The 18,640-nt window shown below is 65.7% G+C and carries 17 protein-coding genes; 10 read left to right on the top strand and 7 right to left on the bottom strand.

All coding sequences use genetic code 11. From position 1 onward, the window contains the following. Nucleotides 1–47 precede the first annotated feature (47 nt). On the top strand, nt 48–1,040 hold the full coding sequence (locus tag TQ98_RS05100) for a 5'/3'-nucleotidase SurE (protein WP_044871861.1): 993 nt from the start codon (nt 48–50) through the stop codon (nt 1,038–1,040). 376 nt (nt 1,041–1,416) lie between these two features. On the opposite strand, the gene ribB is transcribed toward TQ98_RS05100, so the two are convergent. The 4 genes from ribB to TQ98_RS05075 all read right to left on the bottom strand — a co-directional run bounded on the left by ribB (nt 1,417) and on the right by TQ98_RS05075 (nt 5,329). After that, entirely contained in the window at nt 1,417–2,502 is a 1,086-nt protein-coding gene (gene ribB, locus TQ98_RS05090; protein WP_044871862.1) for a 3,4-dihydroxy-2-butanone-4-phosphate synthase, read from the bottom strand. An 11-nt stretch (nt 2,503–2,513) separates the two neighbouring features. Continuing rightward, nucleotides 2,514–3,440, bottom strand: a complete 927-nt coding sequence (locus tag TQ98_RS05085) for an alpha/beta hydrolase (protein ID WP_044871863.1) — start codon at nt 3,438–3,440, stop codon at nt 2,514–2,516. Between the two features lie 11 nt (nt 3,441–3,451). After that, on the bottom strand, nt 3,452–4,267 hold the full coding sequence (locus TQ98_RS05080; RefSeq protein WP_044871864.1) for an SDR family NAD(P)-dependent oxidoreductase: 816 nt from the start codon (nt 4,265–4,267) through the stop codon (nt 3,452–3,454). Between the two features lie 87 nt (nt 4,268–4,354). Then, complete coding sequence (locus TQ98_RS05075) at nt 4,355–5,329, bottom strand: NADP-dependent oxidoreductase (protein WP_044871865.1); 975 nt, start codon at nt 5,327–5,329, stop codon at nt 4,355–4,357. 316 nt (nt 5,330–5,645) lie between these two features. Between TQ98_RS05075 and TQ98_RS05070 the strand changes: the two genes are divergently transcribed. The 8 genes from TQ98_RS05070 to TQ98_RS05040 all read left to right on the top strand — a co-directional run bounded on the left by TQ98_RS05070 (nt 5,646) and on the right by TQ98_RS05040 (nt 14,148). Then, nucleotides 5,646–6,692 carry a Rieske 2Fe-2S domain-containing protein gene (locus TQ98_RS05070; RefSeq protein ID WP_044871866.1) on the top strand — a complete coding sequence of 349 codons (1,047 nt, stop codon included), beginning with the start codon at nt 5,646–5,648 and terminating at the stop codon, nt 6,690–6,692. A 113-nt stretch (nt 6,693–6,805) separates the two neighbouring features. Further along, the gene (locus tag TQ98_RS05065; protein ID WP_044871867.1) at nt 6,806–7,936 is read left to right on the top strand and encodes a LuxR C-terminal-related transcriptional regulator; all 1,131 of its coding nucleotides are present in this window, start codon (nt 6,806–6,808) and stop codon (nt 7,934–7,936) included. Between the two features lie 133 nt (nt 7,937–8,069). Continuing rightward, complete coding sequence (gene nudE, locus TQ98_RS05060; protein WP_044871868.1) at nt 8,070–8,654, top strand: ADP compounds hydrolase NudE; 585 nt, start codon at nt 8,070–8,072, stop codon at nt 8,652–8,654. Between the two features lie 44 nt (nt 8,655–8,698). Further along, nucleotides 8,699–8,872, top strand: coding sequence for a hypothetical protein (locus tag TQ98_RS27735; protein ID WP_158249346.1), 174 nt, complete (start codon nt 8,699–8,701; stop codon nt 8,870–8,872). 230 nt (nt 8,873–9,102) lie between these two features. Then, entirely contained in the window at nt 9,103–10,518 is a 1,416-nt protein-coding gene (gene ccoG / locus TQ98_RS05055; protein WP_044871869.1) for a cytochrome c oxidase accessory protein CcoG, read from the top strand. A gap of 81 nt (nt 10,519–10,599) precedes the next feature. Then, on the top strand, nt 10,600–12,021 hold the full coding sequence (gene mapR / locus TQ98_RS05050) for a GntR family transcriptional regulator MpaR (RefSeq protein ID WP_103103123.1): 1,422 nt from the start codon (nt 10,600–10,602) through the stop codon (nt 12,019–12,021). A 303-nt stretch (nt 12,022–12,324) separates the two neighbouring features. Further along, nucleotides 12,325–12,522 (top strand): hypothetical protein, encoded by a 198-nt coding sequence (locus TQ98_RS05045; RefSeq protein WP_044871870.1) that lies wholly within the window; start codon nt 12,325–12,327, stop codon nt 12,520–12,522. A 153-nt stretch (nt 12,523–12,675) separates the two neighbouring features. Then, on the top strand, nt 12,676–14,148 hold the full coding sequence (locus tag TQ98_RS05040; protein ID WP_044871871.1) for an inorganic phosphate transporter: 1,473 nt from the start codon (nt 12,676–12,678) through the stop codon (nt 14,146–14,148). 72 nt (nt 14,149–14,220) lie between these two features. Here the strand turns inward: TQ98_RS05040 and TQ98_RS05035 are convergent, their stop codons facing one another. Continuing rightward, on the bottom strand, nt 14,221–15,711 hold the full coding sequence (locus TQ98_RS05035) for a helicase HerA-like domain-containing protein (RefSeq protein WP_044871872.1): 1,491 nt from the start codon (nt 15,709–15,711) through the stop codon (nt 14,221–14,223). Between the two features lie 125 nt (nt 15,712–15,836). Here TQ98_RS05035 and TQ98_RS05030 point away from each other — a divergent pair, with 125 nt between their 5' ends. After that, on the top strand, nt 15,837–17,714 hold the full coding sequence (locus TQ98_RS05030; protein WP_103102885.1) for a methyl-accepting chemotaxis protein: 1,878 nt from the start codon (nt 15,837–15,839) through the stop codon (nt 17,712–17,714). Nucleotides 17,715–17,982: 268 nt separating this feature from the next. Here the strand turns inward: TQ98_RS05030 and TQ98_RS27865 are convergent, their stop codons facing one another. Next, a complete protein-coding gene (locus TQ98_RS27865) occupies nt 17,983–18,156 on the bottom strand; it encodes a hypothetical protein (RefSeq protein ID WP_177410155.1) in 174 nt (57 codons plus the stop codon). Between the two features lie 10 nt (nt 18,157–18,166). Continuing rightward, on the bottom strand, nt 18,167–18,592 hold the full coding sequence (locus TQ98_RS05025) for a CBS domain-containing protein (protein ID WP_044871875.1): 426 nt from the start codon (nt 18,590–18,592) through the stop codon (nt 18,167–18,169). Nucleotides 18,593–18,640 lie beyond the last annotated feature (48 nt).

Genomic DNA, 18,640 nt, shown 5'->3' with positions numbered 1-18,640 from the left:
AGCCAGCAGTCGACCGAAGGTTCCCTATTTCCAACTGAGGAAACGAGATGACGCACACGCTGTTGAAATCCGCCATCAGCCTGGCCGCCCTGTCCCTTTCGCTCCAGGCCAGTGCCCTGAACATTCTCCTGACCAACGACGACGGCTGCCGCGCCCCCGGCATCAACGCGGTCTACCAGGAACTGGTCGCCGCCGGCCACCAGGTCACCCTGGTCGGCCCGCAGAACGACAGCAGCGGCATCGGCGCCGCCAGCGTCGTGGTGCCCGGCCAGGCCGTGGCCATCACCCAATTGGCCCAGGACAAGTACTGCGTCGGCGCCCCCGCCGGCTACACCCCGCCAGCCGGCAAGACCTCGGCCATCGGCACGCCGGTGGACGCGGTGAACGTCGGCCTCGACCTGCTGCTGAAGGACAACCGCCCGGACCTGGTGGTCTCCGGCACCAACTTCGGCGACAACGTCGGCCCGCTGACGCAGATGTCCGGCACCGTCAACGCCGCCGTGCGCGCCATGTTCAAGGGGGTGCCGGCGGTGGCGATCTCCACCGCCATCGACCTGCAGCTGATCGCCCAGAACCCGCAGGCCGGCTACCTCAAGACGCTCAACGCGATGGATGACACCGCACGCTTCGCCGTCCGCGTCATCGACCGCGCCGCCGCCAACGGCGCCCAGGCCAAGCGCGTCTGCGAGCAAAGCGGTGGCAAGTCCAAGGCGCATTGCGAGACCAACGTCATCGGCCTGCCCGGCATTACCGGCCTGAACATCAACTACCCGGCGCTGGAAGCGGGCCAGGTCACCGGCGTGGCCTTCGCGCCCATCAGTGACTGGGGCAATGTGGTATTCGCCCCGCAGCAGGGTCCCGATGGCGTGGTGCGCGTCAACCTGGTCGCCCCGTCCGCCCCCACCGCCGAGCAGAAGCAGGGGGATGCCTACCAGCTCGCTCTGGGCAAAGCGGTGATCACCCCCATCGACGGAAACTTCACCGCCTCGCCGCTGGTGCAGGCGCAAGCGAAGCTGATGCTGCAGGGTGTAGCGCCTTGATGTTGAGCTGAATGAAAAAGCCCCCGGATCGGGGGCTTTTTTTGCGCGTCCGTTGGCGGCTCAGGCGCTCTAGCCGACAGCATGGGTTTCGCTCCCCTCGCGGAACGCCGCCCGACCCATCCTACGAGCTGTAGGCGCGAATCCTCCCCCGTGCCCAAGGCAGCCCCCCTTTCGCGTGGTCTGGACCGTAGGGTGCGCTGTGCGGTGGCGACGCCGCCCAGGTACACCAGCGGCATGCTCACGACCTGGCACATCTGCCGGGCCAGTTCGAGGAAGTACATCCCCTCGAAGGTCGCGGTCTTGATCATGCGGTTGCGCAGGGTCAGGCCGGCCAGACTGGCGGGGCTCAGCAGCCTGTCCAGTTCGTTGCTCATGTTCACTCCTGCGCTTCGAAGGGGACGAACTCGGCGACCTCCAGCTCGAAGCCGGAAACGGCCTTGTAACTGACGGGGAAACTCAGCAGGCGCATCTTGCGTACGCCAACGTCGCGCAGGATCTGCGCGCCGATGCCCAATGTACGCTGCGGAAAGCTGGGCGGGCGTGCCCGTTGTCCGACCTGCTGCTGAAGCTGTTCGATTACCGCGCCAGGGGTTTCCTGGTGGGCCAGGAGCACCACCACACCGTTGCCCTCCCTGGCCACCCGCGCCAGGGAGCGCTCCAGGTTCCACTGATCGGGATGGCTGTCCAGCAGGTCACGCATCGTTTCCACCGCCTGCACGCGTACCAGGGCGGGCGTGTCGCGACGCACGTCACCCCGCACCAGTGCCAGGTGCAGGTGTCCCTCGTAGTCGTCCAGGTAGGTGATGGCGCGGAAGTCGCCATGGCGGGTGCTGATGGGGTACTCCCCCGAGCGGCGAATGGTGCCCTCGTGGAGGATGCGGTAATGGATCAGGTCGGCCACGCTGCCCAACGGCAGGCCGTGGCGCTGGGCGAACTCGCGCAGGGCCTGGCCCTTCGCCGGTTCACCCTGTTCGTCGAGGATGGACACCAGCACGGCGGCCGGCATCAGCCCGGCCAGGCGCGCCAGGTCGCAGGCGGCCTCCACATGGCCGGCGCGCTGCATCACACCGCCGGGTTGGGCACGCAAAGGGAAGACATGGCCCGGTTGCACCAGGTCGACGGCGGTGCTGGCCGGGTCCACGGCGACGGCGATGGTGCGCGCGCGGTCGGCGGCGGAGATGCCGGTGGACACCCCCGTGCGGGCCTCGATGGACAGGGTGAAACCCATGCCGTGGCGAGCCCGCGAGTTGGGCACCATCAGTTCCAGGCCGAGTGTCTTGCAGCGCTCCTCGGTCAGGGCCAGGCAGATCAGCCCGCGCGCTTCGCGGGCCATGAAGTTGATGGCGGCGGCATCGGCATTGCCGGCGGCGATCACCAGCGAGCCTTCGCCTTCATCCTCGTCGGTGACCACCAGCATGGTGCCGCTGGCCATGGCCTCGATCAGTCGCTGCGGGCTGTCCATGGGCACTCCTTTCAGTTCAGCGCTTGACGCAGGTCGGCGGCGGCGGTTTCGAGGACGGCCTGGGCCTTGGCGACGAACGCCGCCATGCTGATGAAGCCGTGGATCATGCCGTCGCAGCGCATCAGGCGGGTCGGCACGCCGGCCAGCTGGAGGCGCTGCGCGAACGCCTCGCCCTCGTCCCGCAACGGGTCGTATTCGGCGCTGATGACGGTGGTCGGGGGCAGCCCGGCCAGGTCTTCGGCACGCAGGGGCGACGCCAGGGCGTCGTCCGCCTGTTCCGGACGCGGCAGGTACTGGTTCCAGAACCAGCGCATCTGTTCGCGGGTGAGGAAGTAACCCTCGGCGAATGCTTCATGGGAAGCGCTGTCGCAGCGCGCATCAGTGGCCGGGTAGAACAGGCACTGATAGGCAACGCGCGGCCCCTTGCGAATCAGCGTCAGGCGGCTTACCGCGATCGCCAGGTTGGCTCCGGCGCTGTCGCCGGCCACGGCCAGGCGGCTGGCATCGAAGCCCAGGTCACGGGCGCGCTCCACCAGGTCGCAGAGGGCGCGGTAGCAGTCGTGGGGTGCCGCCGGGAAACGATGCTCCGGCGCCAGCCGGTAGGCCACCGAGACCACCACGGCGCCGGTCAGGCGGGCCAGGCTGCGGCAGAGATTGTCGTGGGTATCGATATTGCCGATGACGAAGCCGCCGCCGTGGAAGAACACCAGCAGCGGCAGGTTGTTGCTGTCTTCGGGGCGGTAAAGGCGCGCGTCCAGGTCGCCCTCGGCGCCGGCCACCTTGAGGTTACGCACCTCGAACAGGCGCTCGCCGGGTATGGGTGGCATCAGGTTGTCGCTGAACTGGCGGTATTGCGCGGGGTCGAGCTGGCTGTAGTCCGGCTGCGGCATGCCGCTGAACTGCTGCAGCACGGCGGCGATCTGGGGGTCGAGGGACATGGTGGCGGTCCTTAGGCTTCGGCCATCTGGAAGACCGGGTTGGTCTCGTCGAGGATGCTGTTGAGGCGCCGCTCCAGCGCCGGCTTGAAGTTCTTGTGGGGCAGCAGCCAGAAGCGTTCTTCGGCGATGCCGGCGAAGACCTCGCAGGCCAGTTCGCGCGGGGCCATGCCCTGGCGAATGCTGCTGTCCAGCAGGCTGTCCAGCTGCTGCGTGGCGGCGCCGACGACGCTATTGGAGGCCATGATGTCGCTGGCCACCGGCCCCGGGCAGAGCACGGCCACACGGACCTGGGACTGGATCGCCGCCAGCTCGTAGTGGAGGGTTTCGGAGAGGGCGACCACCGCCTGCTTGCTGACGGTGTAGGGACCGAGCATGGGGCTGCAGACCAGTCCGGCGAGGGACGCGGTATTGACCACCTGGGCCGGACGCTGCTGGCCCAGCAGCAGGGGCACGAAGCTGCGGATGCCGTTGATCACGCCACCCAGGTTGATATCCAGCAGGCGCTGCCAGCGGTCGGCGGCGATCTCCCAGCTGAAGCCGGTCTGGATCACGCCGGCGTTGTTGAACACCAGGTCGACACCGCCGAAGCGCTGCACCGCGAGGTCGCGCAGGGCGTCCACCTGCTGCGGGTCACCGACGTCGGCCGCCAGGCTGGCGACTTCCACGCCACGCCCTTGCAGCTCGTCGACCAGGGCAGCCAGGCGCTGCCCATCCACATCGCTCAGCACCAGGCGCAGGCCACGGGCCCCCGCCTCTTCCGCCAGCCCGCGGCCGATGCCGCCGGCAGCGCCGGTAATCACGGCCACCTGGCCTTGTTCAATGACCATCACGGCCTCCTGTTTTTGTTCTGTTGGAGCCAGTAGAGCCTTTCCGCACAGGCCGGCCATCGTCCGCTCGGACGAGGCCGGAACCCGTCATTCGGCCACTTGCAGAACCTGCTTGCGGCGCACTTGACCGTGCTGCAGCCGGTCGTGGGCAACGGCCACCTCGGCCAGGGGCAGCAGGTCGAAATGGGGTGGCCGCACGCGACCGGCGGCAAGCAAGGCCGCGATGCGCCCGAGGGGCTCGCCACTGGGCATGCGGCTGTAGGCCACGGCGGTGCGCAGGCCACGGCGCGCAGCGGCTTCGTGGTCGGGCCCCGCGTCACCGGGCGCCAGGGTGAGGATCGAGACCAGGATGCCTCCATGGCGCAGCAGTTCCAGCCCATCGGGGAGGCTGCCGCCGCCGATGCAGTCCAGCACCAGGTCCACCCCTTCCGGCGCCCATCGACGTACCTCGTTGCCGATGTCGGCGGTGCGGTAATCGAAGGCAGATTCGGCGCCCAGGCTGCGGGCCCGCTCAGCGTTATCGGCACTGCAGGTGGCCACGATGCGTGCCCCTGCGCAGCGGGCGAACTGGATGGCGAAACCACCCACCGCACTGCCGCCGCCGTGGATCAGCACCTTCATGCCCGGGCGCAGGCCGCCCTCATCGAACAACCCGGCCCAGGCGGCCAGGGCCGGCGTCGGTACGGCGGCAGCCGCGGCGAAATCGAGGTTGTCGGGCATCACCACCACCGACTCGCGGGACACGCATGCGAACTCCGCGTAGGAGCCCCACTTGCCCGCGCCCACATCGCTCTGGGCGAAGACACGGGTGCCTGGCAGGAGGCCGTCCACGCCCTCGCCCACCGCTTCCACGGTGCCAGCAAGGTCGAAGCCCAGGACGAAGGGGAAACGGTATTCGAGGAAGCCGCCCAGGTAGCCCTCGCGGCATTTCCAGTCCGCCGGATTGACCCCGGCGCAGGCGACCCGCACCAGGACTTCTCTGGGACCGGGACGCGGTTTTTCCAGTTGAACCACTTGCAGGACCTCGGACCCACCGAGTCGATCGATAGCTACTGCGCGCATCCGGTTTCTCCGTTCGCTCAGGTGAAGGGTTATGCCCGGGAATCCACCAGGGAGGGGCAGGCGGAGCGCTGCCAGGTCCTGCAATACAGGACTGACCTGCCCGGCGGCGAGCGTGGTCTCGCCGCGAATGCCGATCAGGGGCACCGCTCCGATTCTTGTTCTGGCGGAGAGTTAATCGGCCAGGGTGGAGCCGGCCATCGTCCGATCAGACGATGCCGGGAAATGCTGGCACCGCAGAATCCGATCAGCGCATTAGCTGCAATGGTTCGTCCGAGCCGCCTGCAGCCCCCGACGAGCCTGATGGGAGAACAAGAAGATGAGTACCCTGCACCGAATCGAAGCCAAGCAACTGGAGCCGCGCTTCGCCCGAGGTTGGCACTGCCTGGGCCTGGCCAGCCAGTATCGCGATGGCAAACCCCACCGCCTGGACGCCTTCGGCACCCGCCTGGTGGCCTTCGCCGGAGAGGACGGGCAGATCCGCATCCTCGATGGCTATTGCCCGCACATGGGCGCCGACCTCAGCGAAGGCTGCGTCGAAGGCGACGCCGTGCGCTGCCCCTTCCATGACTGGCGCTGGCGTGGCGACGGCGTGTGCGACGACATCCCCTACGCCAAGCGCATTCCGCCGCGCGCGAAGATCAAGTCCTGGCCGGTGATGGAGCAGAACAACCTGCTGTTCGTCTGGAACGACCCGGAAGGCAATCCGCCCATCGCCGAACAGGCCATCCCGCGCATCGATGCCTGCTTCAGCGAGGAGTGGGCCGAGTGGGCAGTTGCGGAGATGAAAATCGACACAAACTGCCGCGAGCTGATCGACAACGTCGCCGATATGGCGCACTTCGACTCGGTACACGGCACTGAGCTGACCCACTTCAGCAACCGTTTCGAAGGCCATACGGCCATCCAGTACATGCGCGGCGGCAGCGCGCGGCTCTCCGGTGACAGCCAGCTGACCACAGTGGCCACCTACTTCGGCCCGGCCTACCAGATCACCGAAATGACCGGTGCGATGGACGGCGTGGAAATCCACTCGGTCCTGCTCAACTGCCACGTGCCCATCGACCTCGACAGCTTCACCCTGCGCTACGGCGTGCTGGTGAAGAAGGTGCCGGGGCTGACCGACGAGCAGAACCGCGAGATGGCGAAGGCCTACGTGAAGCAGGCCCAGGATGCGTTCTACGAGGACGTGGCCATCTGGCACACCAAGACCCGCGTGGACAACCCGCTGCTCTGCGATGGCGACGGCCCGGTCTACCAGCTGCGCAAGTGGTACGACCAGTTCTACACCGACATCGCTGAACTGAACGCCGCCGCCAGCGAGCCCCGCACCTTTGTTGTCCTGGATGTGAAAGAGCCGGCGTAAGCCGGCCCCTTGCCAATCGTCAACCGATCGACGGAAGACGATTGGCCTTGAAAAAAAGACTGAAGACTCTGTAAGAATCTTCCTAAGTCATAAAAATAAGAAAGCTTTCAGACATGGCACACGTTCTCACGCTCGACGAATTCAGCGGGATGCTCCGCGACCTCTACAAGGGGCCGCTGGAAAACATTCCCTGGACCACGTTCCTCGATCAGCTCAAGCATTGCCTTGCGTCCCGCTATGCCACCTTCATCCTGCGGCCGCCGAGCCAGCACGTCGAAGGGCTGACCATCAACACCGACGGCGCCTCGGCTGAAGTCACGGATTCCTACAACCAGCATTTCTACAATCTGGACCCCTTCGTCGGCCTGCCGAACCGGCAGGTGATCACCCTGGCGGAGTTCGTCACGGACGGCGACTGGCTGAACTCGGAGTTCTACAAGAACTTCATGGAACCGGTGGACGTGTTCCACATCCTCGGCGCCGACATCAACACCAGCGACGGCGCCCAGTGCCGTATCCGCATTTCCCGGGGCAAGCAGGACCCGGCCTTCTCCCAGGCCGACAAGGACCTGCTGAACCTGTTCCTGCCGCACCTGGAGCAGGCGGTGCAGTTGCACATGCACCTGAACCGGGTGGAAAGCGAGCGCAACCTCTATGCCGGCGCCGTGGACCAGTTGGCGGTGGGCACCATCATCCTCGACCAGGATGGCAAGCTGCTGCAGAAGAACCGCCTGGCCGAACGCCTGCTGGAGGAAAAGGACGGCATCAAGGTGGTCAACGACACCCTGCAGGTGGGCACGCCGCGCGACAGCCAGGTGTTCCGCCAGTTGGTGAAGCAGGCCCTGCTGTCGCAGAAAAGCAACCACCCGTCGGTGGTGGAGGCCATGCGCGTGCAGCGCCCGTCCGGCCGCGCCGACCTCGGCATCATCGTGCGCTCCATTCCGCCCACCACCTGGAACGAGGGCAAACAGTGCCCTTCGGTGGCCATTTTCATCAGCGATCCGGAGCAGGAATCCAGCGCCCCGCAGGAAATCGTCAAGGCGCTGTTCGACCTGACCCCGGCCGAAGCGCAGCTGGCGATGCTCCTGGCCAACGGCCTGACCCTGGACGAGGCCTCCGATGCCCTGGGCATCAGCCGCAATACCGCGCGGGCGCACCTGCGCTCCACCTTCTCCAAGACCGGCGTGACGCGGCAGACCATGCTGGTCCGGCTGATCCTGCGCAGCGTCGCGACGCTGGGCTGAGCCCCTTCCCGCCCCTCCCTCGCACACGGGTGAGGGGCGCCTGTCCGAACCGCCATTGCGCTAGTCCATCCAGACGATGTCCCCGCCCCCGATGCGCGCGACCCTCTGAAGGGTCCGCCACGGGAGCCGAGCCATGCGCAGCCTGCCCACCATTCTGAAGACCGAACTGCTGGCCGAAAGCGACTGGTTCCAGATCGAAGCCCTGCACCTGGAATTCAGCAATGGCCAGCAGCGGGTCTACGAGCGCCTGCGCGGCACCGGCTACCAGTCGGTGATCGTGGTGGCCAAGCCCGATCCCGACCATGTCCTGCTGGTACGCGAGTATGCGGTGGGGGTCGAGCAACGGGTCCTGGGCCTGCCCAAGGGCGGCGTCGACGGCGACGAGAGCCCGGAACAGGCCGCCAATCGCGAATTGATGGAAGAGGTTGGCCTGCGTGCCAACCGCCTGCGGGAATTGGGCCTGCTGACCCTTGCCCCCGGCCACCTGTGCCACAGCTGCCGCGTGGTGCTGGCCGAGGACCTGCAGCCCTGTACCGCCGAGGGTGATGAGCCGGAGCCCCTGGAAGTCCTGCAGGTGTCGTTGTCGCAGCTTCCGGCCCTTGTGGCCTCGGGAGAGCTGCAGGAAGCACGGGCCATTGCCGCGCTGTTCATGGCGCTCAGCAGTTCACCCCGGCATCTAGTCCATTCGGACGAGGCGGTGTGTCGCAGCGGTTCCTAGTCTTGCCCCATAACAACATGTCCCTCCTGTGCAGAGGATTGACCATGAAAACAAAAAGAAAGTTGTGCGTTGCCCTCATCATCTGCGCCTTCGGTGCTGCCTACGCTGCCGTACTGATGCGCCCGCTGCCGCCGTCCCTGGCCGCCACCCAGTACTGCCCTCCTGCTTACCCCACCTGCGTCATGCCGGTTGCATCCATCGGCTCGATGCTGCCCTGATCGCGCGGACCTCCCGCGACTGACCGGTGCCGAGCCGCCCAACGGCCCGCGACCGGATGCCGCACAGCTGCCACGGATTCGGCAGCCACGTGCCCAATCCACGCGCCTTGCGGCCTGGCGGCCTGCTCGATGCCATCTGATATGGTTTTTGCCGGCTGATCTGAATCTGTTTTGCCCATCAGTGCCTTCCTATAGTCCGCCTCGCCGTAACAGCCTGATGGGCACTGATCATGAGCGAGAGAATCCCGGCGCAGGTCATCGAGGTCACCCCGAGCCTGCCGCCCATAGCCAGCAAACCCCTTTCCGCCACCAACGGACCTGTCCACACCCGCCGCTTCACCGGCTTCTACCGCGACCTGCGCCGCGTCGGTGCGGGCCTCCTGTGCCTGTTGTTCTTCGGCACCCTCTGGCTCGACTGGGACGGTCGCCAGGCGGTGCTCTGGAGCCTGGAACAGAGCAAGTTCTACATCTTCGGCGCTACCTTCTGGCCGCAGGACTTCATCCTGCTGTCGGGGCTGCTGATCATCTGCGCCTTCGGCCTGTTCTTCATCACGGTGTTCGCCGGCCGCGTCTGGTGCGGCTACACCTGTCCGCAGAGCGTCTGGACCTGGATCTTCATGTGGTGCGAGCAGGTCACCGAGGGTGACCGCAACCAGCGCATCAAGCTGGCCGCCGCGCCCTGGAGCGCCGGCAAGCTGCTCCGCCGTGGGGTCAAGCACGGGCTGTGGCTGGCCATCAGTCTGGCCACTGCGATCACCTTCGTCGGCTACTTCACCCCGGTCCGGGAATTGGTGGCCAACCTGTTCACCTGGGAGATCGGCGGCACCGCGCTGTTCTGGGTGATCTTCTTCACCGCCGCCACTTATATAAATGCGGGCTGGATGCGCGAGCAGGTGTGCATCCACATGTGCCCGTACGCCCGCTTCCAGAGCGTGATGTTCGACAAGGACACCCTGATCGTCTCCTACGACGCCGCCCGCGGCGAATCCCGTGGCCCGCGCAAGAAAGACAGCGACCCGAAAGCCCAGGGGCTGGGGGACTGCATCGACTGCCAGATGTGCGTCCAGGTCTGCCCCACCGGCATCGACATCCGCGATGGCCTGCAGATCGCCTGCATCGGCTGCGCCGCCTGCATCGACGCCTGCGATTCGATCATGGACCGCATGGGCTACGCCCGAGGCCTGGTCGGCTACAGCTCGGAGCGCGCCCTGGAAGGTGGCCGGACCCGGCTGCTGCGGCCGCGCCTGATCGGCTACGCCACCGCCCTGGTGCTGATGATCGTTGCCCTGGGCTGGATGGGCGCCACTCGCCCGCAGTTGTCGGTGGATGTGATCAAGGACCGTGGCATGTTCCGCGAGAACGCCGCCGGCGAGATCGAGAACATCTACAACCTCAAGTTGATCAACAAGACCCAGCGCGCCCAGCGCTATGTCGTCGAACTGGCCGACACCGCGGGGTTCCGCCTGCAGGGTGAGCACCAGGTGAGCATCGGCGCCGGTGAGATCCTCTCGCTGCCGGTCTCGGTGGCCCTGACCGACGACGGCGGCCCGGCCGGCTCGCGGCCCCTGCGCTTCGTGGTACGCAGCCTGGATGACCCGGCCACCGAAGCCAGCGCCGGCAGCACCTTCGTCAGCCCGAGGCGTTGACCCATGGCCCGGGATCATGGCGGCGCACGCGCCGAGCGCTTAGAGTTGGGCACCGCCCTGCTGCTGCCCACTCAGGAAAAGATGAAGCGCTACGAGAAATTCGCCGACGAGATCGCCGAGCTGATCCGCACCGGAGTCCTGGCGCCGGGTCAGAAGGTGCCCTCGGTGCGCCACGCCAGCCGCACCTACGGGGTGAGCGCGTCCACCGTGTTCCAGGCCTACTACCTGCTGGAAAGCCGCGGGCTGATCATGGCCCGAGCGCGCTCCGGCTATTTCGTCTGCGAGCACGTGCGCCGGCCGCTGCCGGAACCCCAACCCGGGCCCCGGGAAGCGGCGACCACGGAAGTGGATGTCAGCGAGCTGGTGTTCTCGGTACTGAGCTCCATCAAGGACCCGGACACCGTGCCCTTCGGCTCGGCGTTCCCCAGCCCGGAACTCTTTCCCCTGCCCCGCCTGGCTCGCTCCATGGCCCACGCGGTGCGGGAGATGGACCCGCGCTCCACGGTGGCCGACATGACGCCGGGCAACCACGCCCTGCGCCGGCAGATCGCCCTGCGCTACATGGTCGGAGGCCTGCCGCTGCCCATCGAGGAGCTGGTGATCTGCAATGGCGCGCTGGAAGCCCTGAACCTCTGCCTGCAGGTGGTGGCCCGCCCCGGGGACCTCGTGGCCATCGAGGCGCCAGCCTTTTATGCCAGCCTGCAGGTGCTGGAGCGCCTGAAGCTGAAGGCGGTGGAAATCCCCGTGCATCCCCGCGACGGCATTGACCTGCAAGTGCTGGAAGACAGCCTGGAACGCCTGCCGATCAAGGCCTGCTGGTTCATGAGCAACTTCCAGAACCCGCTGGGAGCCAGTCTCTCCGAAGGCAAGAAGCGTCAGTTGGCGGCGCTGCTGGCCAAGCACCAGGTGCCGATGATCGAGGACGACGTCTACGCCGAGCTGTACTTCGGCCAGCACGCGCCCAAACCGGTGAAGGCCTTCGACACGGAAGGCCTGGTGATGCACTGCAGTTCCTTCTCCAAGAGCCTGGCACCGGGTTACCGGGTCGGCTGGGTGGCCGGCGGACGCTTCGCCAGCCAGATCGAGCGGCTGAAGCTGATGACCAGCATCTCCGCCTCGGTGCCGGCCCAGGCGGCCATCGCCGACTACCTGCAACACGGCGGCTACGACCGCCACCTGCGCAAGCTGCGCTATGCCCTGGAAAGCCAGCGCAACGCCATGCTGGCGGCGGTGGCCCGGCACTTCCCCGAAGAAACCCGGGTCAGCCAACCGGACGGCGGCTACTTCCTCTGGCTGGAATTCCCTGAGCAGGTGGACTCGCTACGCCTGTTCCAGCTCGCCCTGGCCCAGGGCATCAGTATCGCGCCGGGGCCGATTTTTTCCGCAACACGGCGTTTCGGCCATTGCGCTCGGCTGAACTTTGGTCATCCCTGGAGCAATTCCAGCGAACAAGCGATGGAAACTCTCGGCAGAATTATCCGGTCTCTCACCGGAAACCTCTGACTGCCGAACGATAGAAATTCTTCACATTCCAGGGGGGCTCCATTAATGGAGCTTTCCCGTTTGCTTGTTATAATTTGCAATGTTCTCGGTGGGTACGAAGTGACGTTTGCTTTGAACCCCTGAATAGTCGCAGGGTCTTTCCGATGTGCGTGGGAAAGTACCGTTTAATTGCGACAACTGAACTTTGTCCTACAAAAAGCCGCGCCAACGGCTTGGACCGGGTAAGCGACGCCATGGGGGCCAAGGCCTCTAGACTGCCCATTCCACTTCAAGACCATTGATCAAAGAGACGGAAAGAACAACGTGACGAAAGACGAACTGCGCGCCGAGCTCGAGCGCCAGGCGCAACGTTACAAGGACGTATACGGCGGCGAAATTACAACCTATGCCGCGCAAAGGGACCCTGAGCGAAAACCCTGGCGCAAGAAACCCAGCCTACTGGACAAGAGCTTCGAAAGAGAAATCGAGAAGATCGAGAAGGAACTCCGGCAGGACCCCTGACAGATTGTCGCACCCGCCAGCCGGGTAACCGCTCGAATTGATTTGCGACAACTAAGTCGTGGGTCACCAGAAGCCGCTCGGCATCCGGGTCTGGGCGGCGACCGGTTTTCTGGCATAATCGCGGCCCCTTTCCGACCCAGTCACTAAACCTTCATGTTCGATCTCTTCAGTGGGCTTGATGCCTGGCTGGTGCTGAGCCTCTGTCTCGCCCTGGCATTCGTCCTGACTTTCGAATTCATCAACGGCTTCCATGACACCGCCAACGCGGTGGCCACCGTCATCTACACCAAGGCGATGTCGCCCTACCGGGCGGTGTTCCTTTCGGGGGTCTTCAACTTCCTCGGTGTGCTGCTGGGCGGCGTTGGCGTGGCCTATGCCATCGTCCACCTGCTGCCGGTGGAGCTGCTGATCAACGTCAATACCGGCCACGGCCTGGCCATGGTGTTCAGCCTGCTCACCGCAGCGATCGCCTGGAACCTGGGCACCTGGTACTTCGGTATCCCGGCCTCCAGCTCCCACACCCTGATCGGTTCGATCCTGGGCGTCGGCCTGGCAAACGCCCTGCTCACCGAAATTCCGCTGTCCGAAGGCGTGAACTGGGGCAAGGCCATCGATATCGGCCTGTCGCTGATCTTCTCCCCGGCGGCAGGCTTCATGGTTGCCGCCCTGGTGCTGCTGAGCCTGAAGTGGCTGTACCCGCTGTCGAAGATGCACAAGACGCCGGAAACCCGTAAGGAGCTGGATGAGAAGAAGCATCCGCCCTTCTGGAACCGTCTGGTGCTGGTGCTTTCCGCCATGGCGGTGAGCTTCGTGCACGGCTCCAACGACGGCCAGAAAGGCGTCGGCCTGATCATGCTGGTGCTGATCGGCATCGTCCCGGCCAAGTTCGTGATGGACCTCAACAGCACCACCTACCAGATCGAGCGTACCCGCGACGCCGCGATCCACCTCAGCCAGTTCTACCAGCGCCACTCCGATACCCTCGGTGAGATGCTGGCCCTGGGCAAGAGCAACGGCAGCGACATGCCCAAGCTCTACCGTTGCGATCCCAAGCAGACCGAGCCGACCATCGCCGCCCTGCTCCGCGACCTCAACGGTATCGCCAGCTACAACGACCTGAGCGACGAAGCCCGCATCGAGGTCCGCCGCTACCTGCTCTGCCTGGACGACACCGCGAAGAAGGTAGGCAAGCTCTCCGAGCTGCCGGCCCGCGAGAAGGCCGACCTGGAGAAGCTGCGCAAGGACCTGACCGCCACCACCGAATACGCGCCCTTCTGGGTGATCCTGGCCGTCGCCCTGGCACTAGGCATCGGCACCATGGTGGGTTGGAAGCGCGTGGTGCGCACCGTCGGCGAGAAGATCGGCAAGCACGGCATGACCTACGCACAGGGCATGAGCGCGCAGATCACCGCTGCCTGTGCCATCGGCCTGGCCAACATCTACAGCCTGCCGGTCTCGACCACTCACGTACTGTCCTCCGGCGTCGCCGGCACCATGGTCGCCAACAAGAGCGGCCTGCAAGGCGGCACCGTGCGCAACATCCTGATGGCCTGGGTGCTCACCCTACCCACCTCGATGGCGCTTTCCGCCGGCCTGTTCTGGCTGGCCATCACCTTTATCGTCTGATTTGGACGAGCATGAAAAAGGGCGCCTTCTGGCGCCCTTTTTCGTTCTGGACCCTACAGGGCCTGATTCTCCTCAGCGACGCTTGCTACCGCCCAGCAGCGAGCCCATCAGCCCACGCACCAATTGCCGGCCGATCTGGTTCGCCGCCTGGCGTACCGCCGTCTTCATGACCTGGCTGGCCAGGCTGCCGAGCAGTTCACCGGCCAGGTCGCCCATGCCGGGCCCACTCGACGCCTTGCCACCGCTCGGCTCAGGCGTCTCGGCGGGAGCCTGGGCCGCGCGGGCAGTGAGCATTTCATAAGCCGACTCACGGTCGATGGCTTTGTCGTAGCGGCCGGCCTGGGGCGAGTTCCGCACCAGCGCGACCCGTTCGCTTTCGTTCAGCGGACCGATGCGCGACTGCGGCGGGGCGATGGCAACCCGCTGGACCACAGCCGGGGTGCCCTTCTCTTCCAGGGTGCCCACCAAGGCTTCACCGATTCCCAGTTCGGTGAGTACCGACAGGGTGTCGAAGGCCGGGTTGGGGCGGAAACCGTCGGCCACCGCGCGCAGGGCTTTCTGTTCCTTGGCAGTGAAGGCCCGCAGGCCGTGCTGGATGCGCAGGCCGAGCTGGGCCAGCACGTCGTCCGGCAGGTCGCTGGGGGACTGGGTGACGAAGTAGACGCCGACGCCCTTGGAGCGGATCAGCCGGACCACCTGCTCCAGGCGCTCCTGCAGGGCCTTCGGGGTATCGCTGAACAGCAGGTGGGCCTCGTCGAAGAACAGCGCCAGCACCGGCTTGTCGGCGTCGCCGCGTTCGGGGAGCTGTTCGAACAGTTCCGCCAGCAGCCACAGCAAGAAGGTGGCGTAGACCTTGGGCGCCTCGTGCACCAGGCGACTGGCGTCCAGCAGATGGATGCGCCCGCGACCATCGCGATCGGGCTGGAGGATGTCCTCCAGTTGCAGGGCTGGCTCGCCGAACAGCGCTTCGGCGCCTTGCTGTTCCAGGGTGGCCAGGCGCCGCAGCAGGGCCTGGGCGGATGCGCCGGCGAACAGGGCGCGATCCTCGCCCAGCAGCTCCGGGTGATCCTTGAGGTGGTTGAGCAGGGCCTTGAGGTCCTTGAGATCGAGCAGCAGCAGGCCCTCGCGGTCAGCCACCTGGAACGCGGCGTAGAGCGCGGCCTGCTGGCTGTCCGTCAGCTCCAGCAGGTTGCCCAGGAGCAGCGGGCCCATTTCGCTCAGGGTGGTGCGCAACGGATGACCGGACTGGCCGGCGACATCCCACAGGGTGACCGGATAGGCGCGGGGCTGGTGGCCCAGCCATGGCATGGAGGCAATGCGTTCGGCCACTTTGCCCTGGGGATTGCCGGCGGCGCCCAGGCCGCAGAGATCACCCTTGATGTCCGCGGCGAACACCGCCACGCCGGCATCACTGAACACTTCGGCCAGGCGCTGCAGGGTCACGGTTTTGCCGGTACCGGTGGCACCGGCGATCAGGCCGTGGCGGTTGGCCAGTTTCATGGCCTGGGAAACAGCATTGCCCTCTTGGTCAGCACCAAGAATCACGGAACGTTGATCGGGCATTTTGCCCTCCTCGGATTAAAGCTTTCACAGGGTCCAGCCGATACATAAACCGACGTTTCTACTCAGTTTTTTCAGCACTCGTGTGCCAGAAGACTGGTGCCTGACCCAACCGGACGCAAGCAAACATGATCAAAAACCTCAGGTTCAGCCACAAGATTCTGCTTGCCGCCTCCCTGGTGGTAATCGCAGCTTTCTCGCTGTTCACCCTGTACAACGATTACTTGCAAAGGAATGCGCTCCGAGACGACCTGGAAAACTATCTGCATGAAATGGGCGATATCACCGCCAGCAATATCCAGAACTGGCTTTCGGGCCGGATCCTGCTGGTGGAAAGCGTGGCCGAATCCCTGGCCGCCAACCCTTCGCCTGACGCGGTGCCAACCCTGCTGCAACAGCGGGCACTGGCCTCCACCTTCGTCTTCACCTACTTCGGGACTCAGGAGGGGCACTTCACCATGCGTCCTGACGACCCCATGCCCGATGGCTACGACCCGCGCACCCGCCCCTGGTACCAGGCCGCGAAGAGCGCCGGTGGCACGACCCTGACCGAGCCTTACGTGGACGCGTCCACCGGCAAGCTGACCATGACCATTGCCACGCCGGTGCAGTCCCTCGGTGTGGCGGGCGGCGATCTGGGCCTGGATACCCTGGTGAAGATCATCAACGCCCTGGACTTCCGCGGCACAGGTCACGCCTTCCTGGTCAGCGCCGACGGCAAGATCCTGGTGCACCCGAACAAGGACCTGGTGATGAAGACCCTGCGTGACGTGTTCCCGCAGAACACGCCGGCCATCGGCAGCGACTTCAGCGAAGTGGAGTTCGATGGTGCCACCCACATCATCACCTTCACCCCGATCAAGGGCCTGCCCTCGGTCAACTGGTACCTCGGCCTGTCGATCGACAAGGGCAAGGCCTACGGCATGCTCAGCGAGTTCCGCGCCTCGGCCATCGTCGCCACCCTGATCGCCGTGGTGCTCATCATCATGCTGCTGGGCATGCTGATCCGCGTGCTGATGCAACCGCTGCACACCATGGGCCGCGCCATGCAGGACATCGCCCAGGGCGAAGGCGACCTGACCCGCCGCCTGGTGATCCACGCCCAGGACGAGTTCGGCGAGCTGGCCGGCGCCTTCAACCGCTTCGTCGAGCGCATCCACGGCTCGATCCGCGAAGTGTCCTCGGCCACCGCCCAGGTCAACCAGGTGGCCAAGCTGGTGCTGAATGCCTCCAACTCGTCGATGAGCAATTCCGACGAGCAGGCCAATCGCACCAACAGCGTCGCCGCCGCGATAAACGAACTGGGCGCCGCCGCCCAGGAAATCGCCCGCAACGCCGCCGATGCCTCGCACCAGGCCTCCTCCGCGCGCACCCTCGCCGAGGACGGCCGCCAGGTGGTGGAGCGCACCATCCAGGCGATGAACGAGCTGTCCGGGAAGATCCGTGCCTCCTGCGGCAACATCGAGACGCTGAACAGCAAGACGGTGAACATCGGCCAGATCCTCGAGGTGATCAAGGGCATCTCCGAGCAGACCAACCTGCTCGCCCTGAACGCCGCCATCGAGGCCGCCCGCGCCGGGGAAGCCGGCCGTGGCTTCGCCGTGGTCGCCGACGAGGTGCGCAACCTGGCCCACCGCACCCAGGAATCGGCGCAGGAAATCCAGCAGATGATCGAGGAGCTGCAGGTCGGCGCCCGCGAGGCGGTCACCACCATGACCGAGAGCCAGCGCTACAGCGAGCAGAGCGTGGAGATCGCCAACCAGGCCGGCCAGCGCCTGGGCAGCGTGACCCAGCGCATCGGCGAGATCGACGGCATGAACCAGTCGGTGGCCACCGCCACCGAGGAACAGACCGCCGTGGTCGACTCGCTGAACATGGACATCACCGAGATCAACACCCTCAACCAGGAAGGCGTGGAGAACCTGCAGGCCACCCTGCGCGCCTGCGCCGACCTGGATCAGCAGGCGGTGCGACTGCAGCAGCTGGTGGGGAGCTTCCGTATCTGACACCGGGAGAAGGGACGGCTTTCACGTAGGGTGGACCACGCTTTTTCGGTCCACCAATCGTCGTTCGGCCGGGCGCCGCTGGTGGATAAGAAGAGCGTTATCCACCCTACGAAACTGGCTATCACACCTACGAAACTGCAAGGCAAGACCGTAGGTTGGCGCCGAGCCTGCGAGGCCCAACGATCCTGGCATCAACTCCGCGTGTTGGGCTTCGCTTCGCTCAGCGCCAACCTACAAGAGCCGTCCCCCTGTAAACCGGAAAGGCGCCCTAGGGCGCCTTCTTCTTGTCTTCCTCTTCCTGCACTTTCCGCCACAACTCCTCCGCACCGGGAAACTCAGTGCCGTTCTCCTCGCTCAGCTCATCCGGGTCGTAACGCCGGACACAGCCTTCGCCCAGAGTCGGTGGCGGGCTGGAGGTGGCGCGGTCGCGTGGGTCGGCCATGGTCGGGTCCTCAGACTTCCGGGGGTTGATCGGAGGCATGTTGGGCGAAGGCCTTCACCGCGCGCAACACGTCGCGGCGACTGATCTGGCCGACCAGCACGCCGTCCTCCACCACCGGGAAGCGCCGACGCCGTTCACGCAGAAAGCGCTGGCAGGCCTCGATGATGTCGGCATCCGGGGATAGGGTCTCCAGCTGCGTGGACATGTAGCTGCTGACGCTGCCGCCGGCGCCCTCCTGACAAGCGCCAGACAGAATGCCACGCAGGCAATCGCCCTCGGAGAGCATGCCAATCAAGTGGCCCTGGGAGTCCACCACCGGCGCACCGGAGATTCGGTGTTCCAGAAGTCGATCGATGGCCAGGAAGAGGTCGGTATCAGACCTGAAGGTCACCAGGTGGCGCGTCATGCAATCGCGCACCTTGATGGACTTGAGCATGGGCGGGCTCCTCTGCCGGTTGACCAGCGCGGGCGCCCGCCATCGGGA

Source organism: Pseudomonas sp. LFM046 (assembly GCF_000949385.2).
Lineage (GTDB): Bacteria > Pseudomonadota > Gammaproteobacteria > Pseudomonadales > Pseudomonadaceae > Metapseudomonas.
This window is presented reverse-complemented; position numbering and strand designations above follow the sequence as displayed.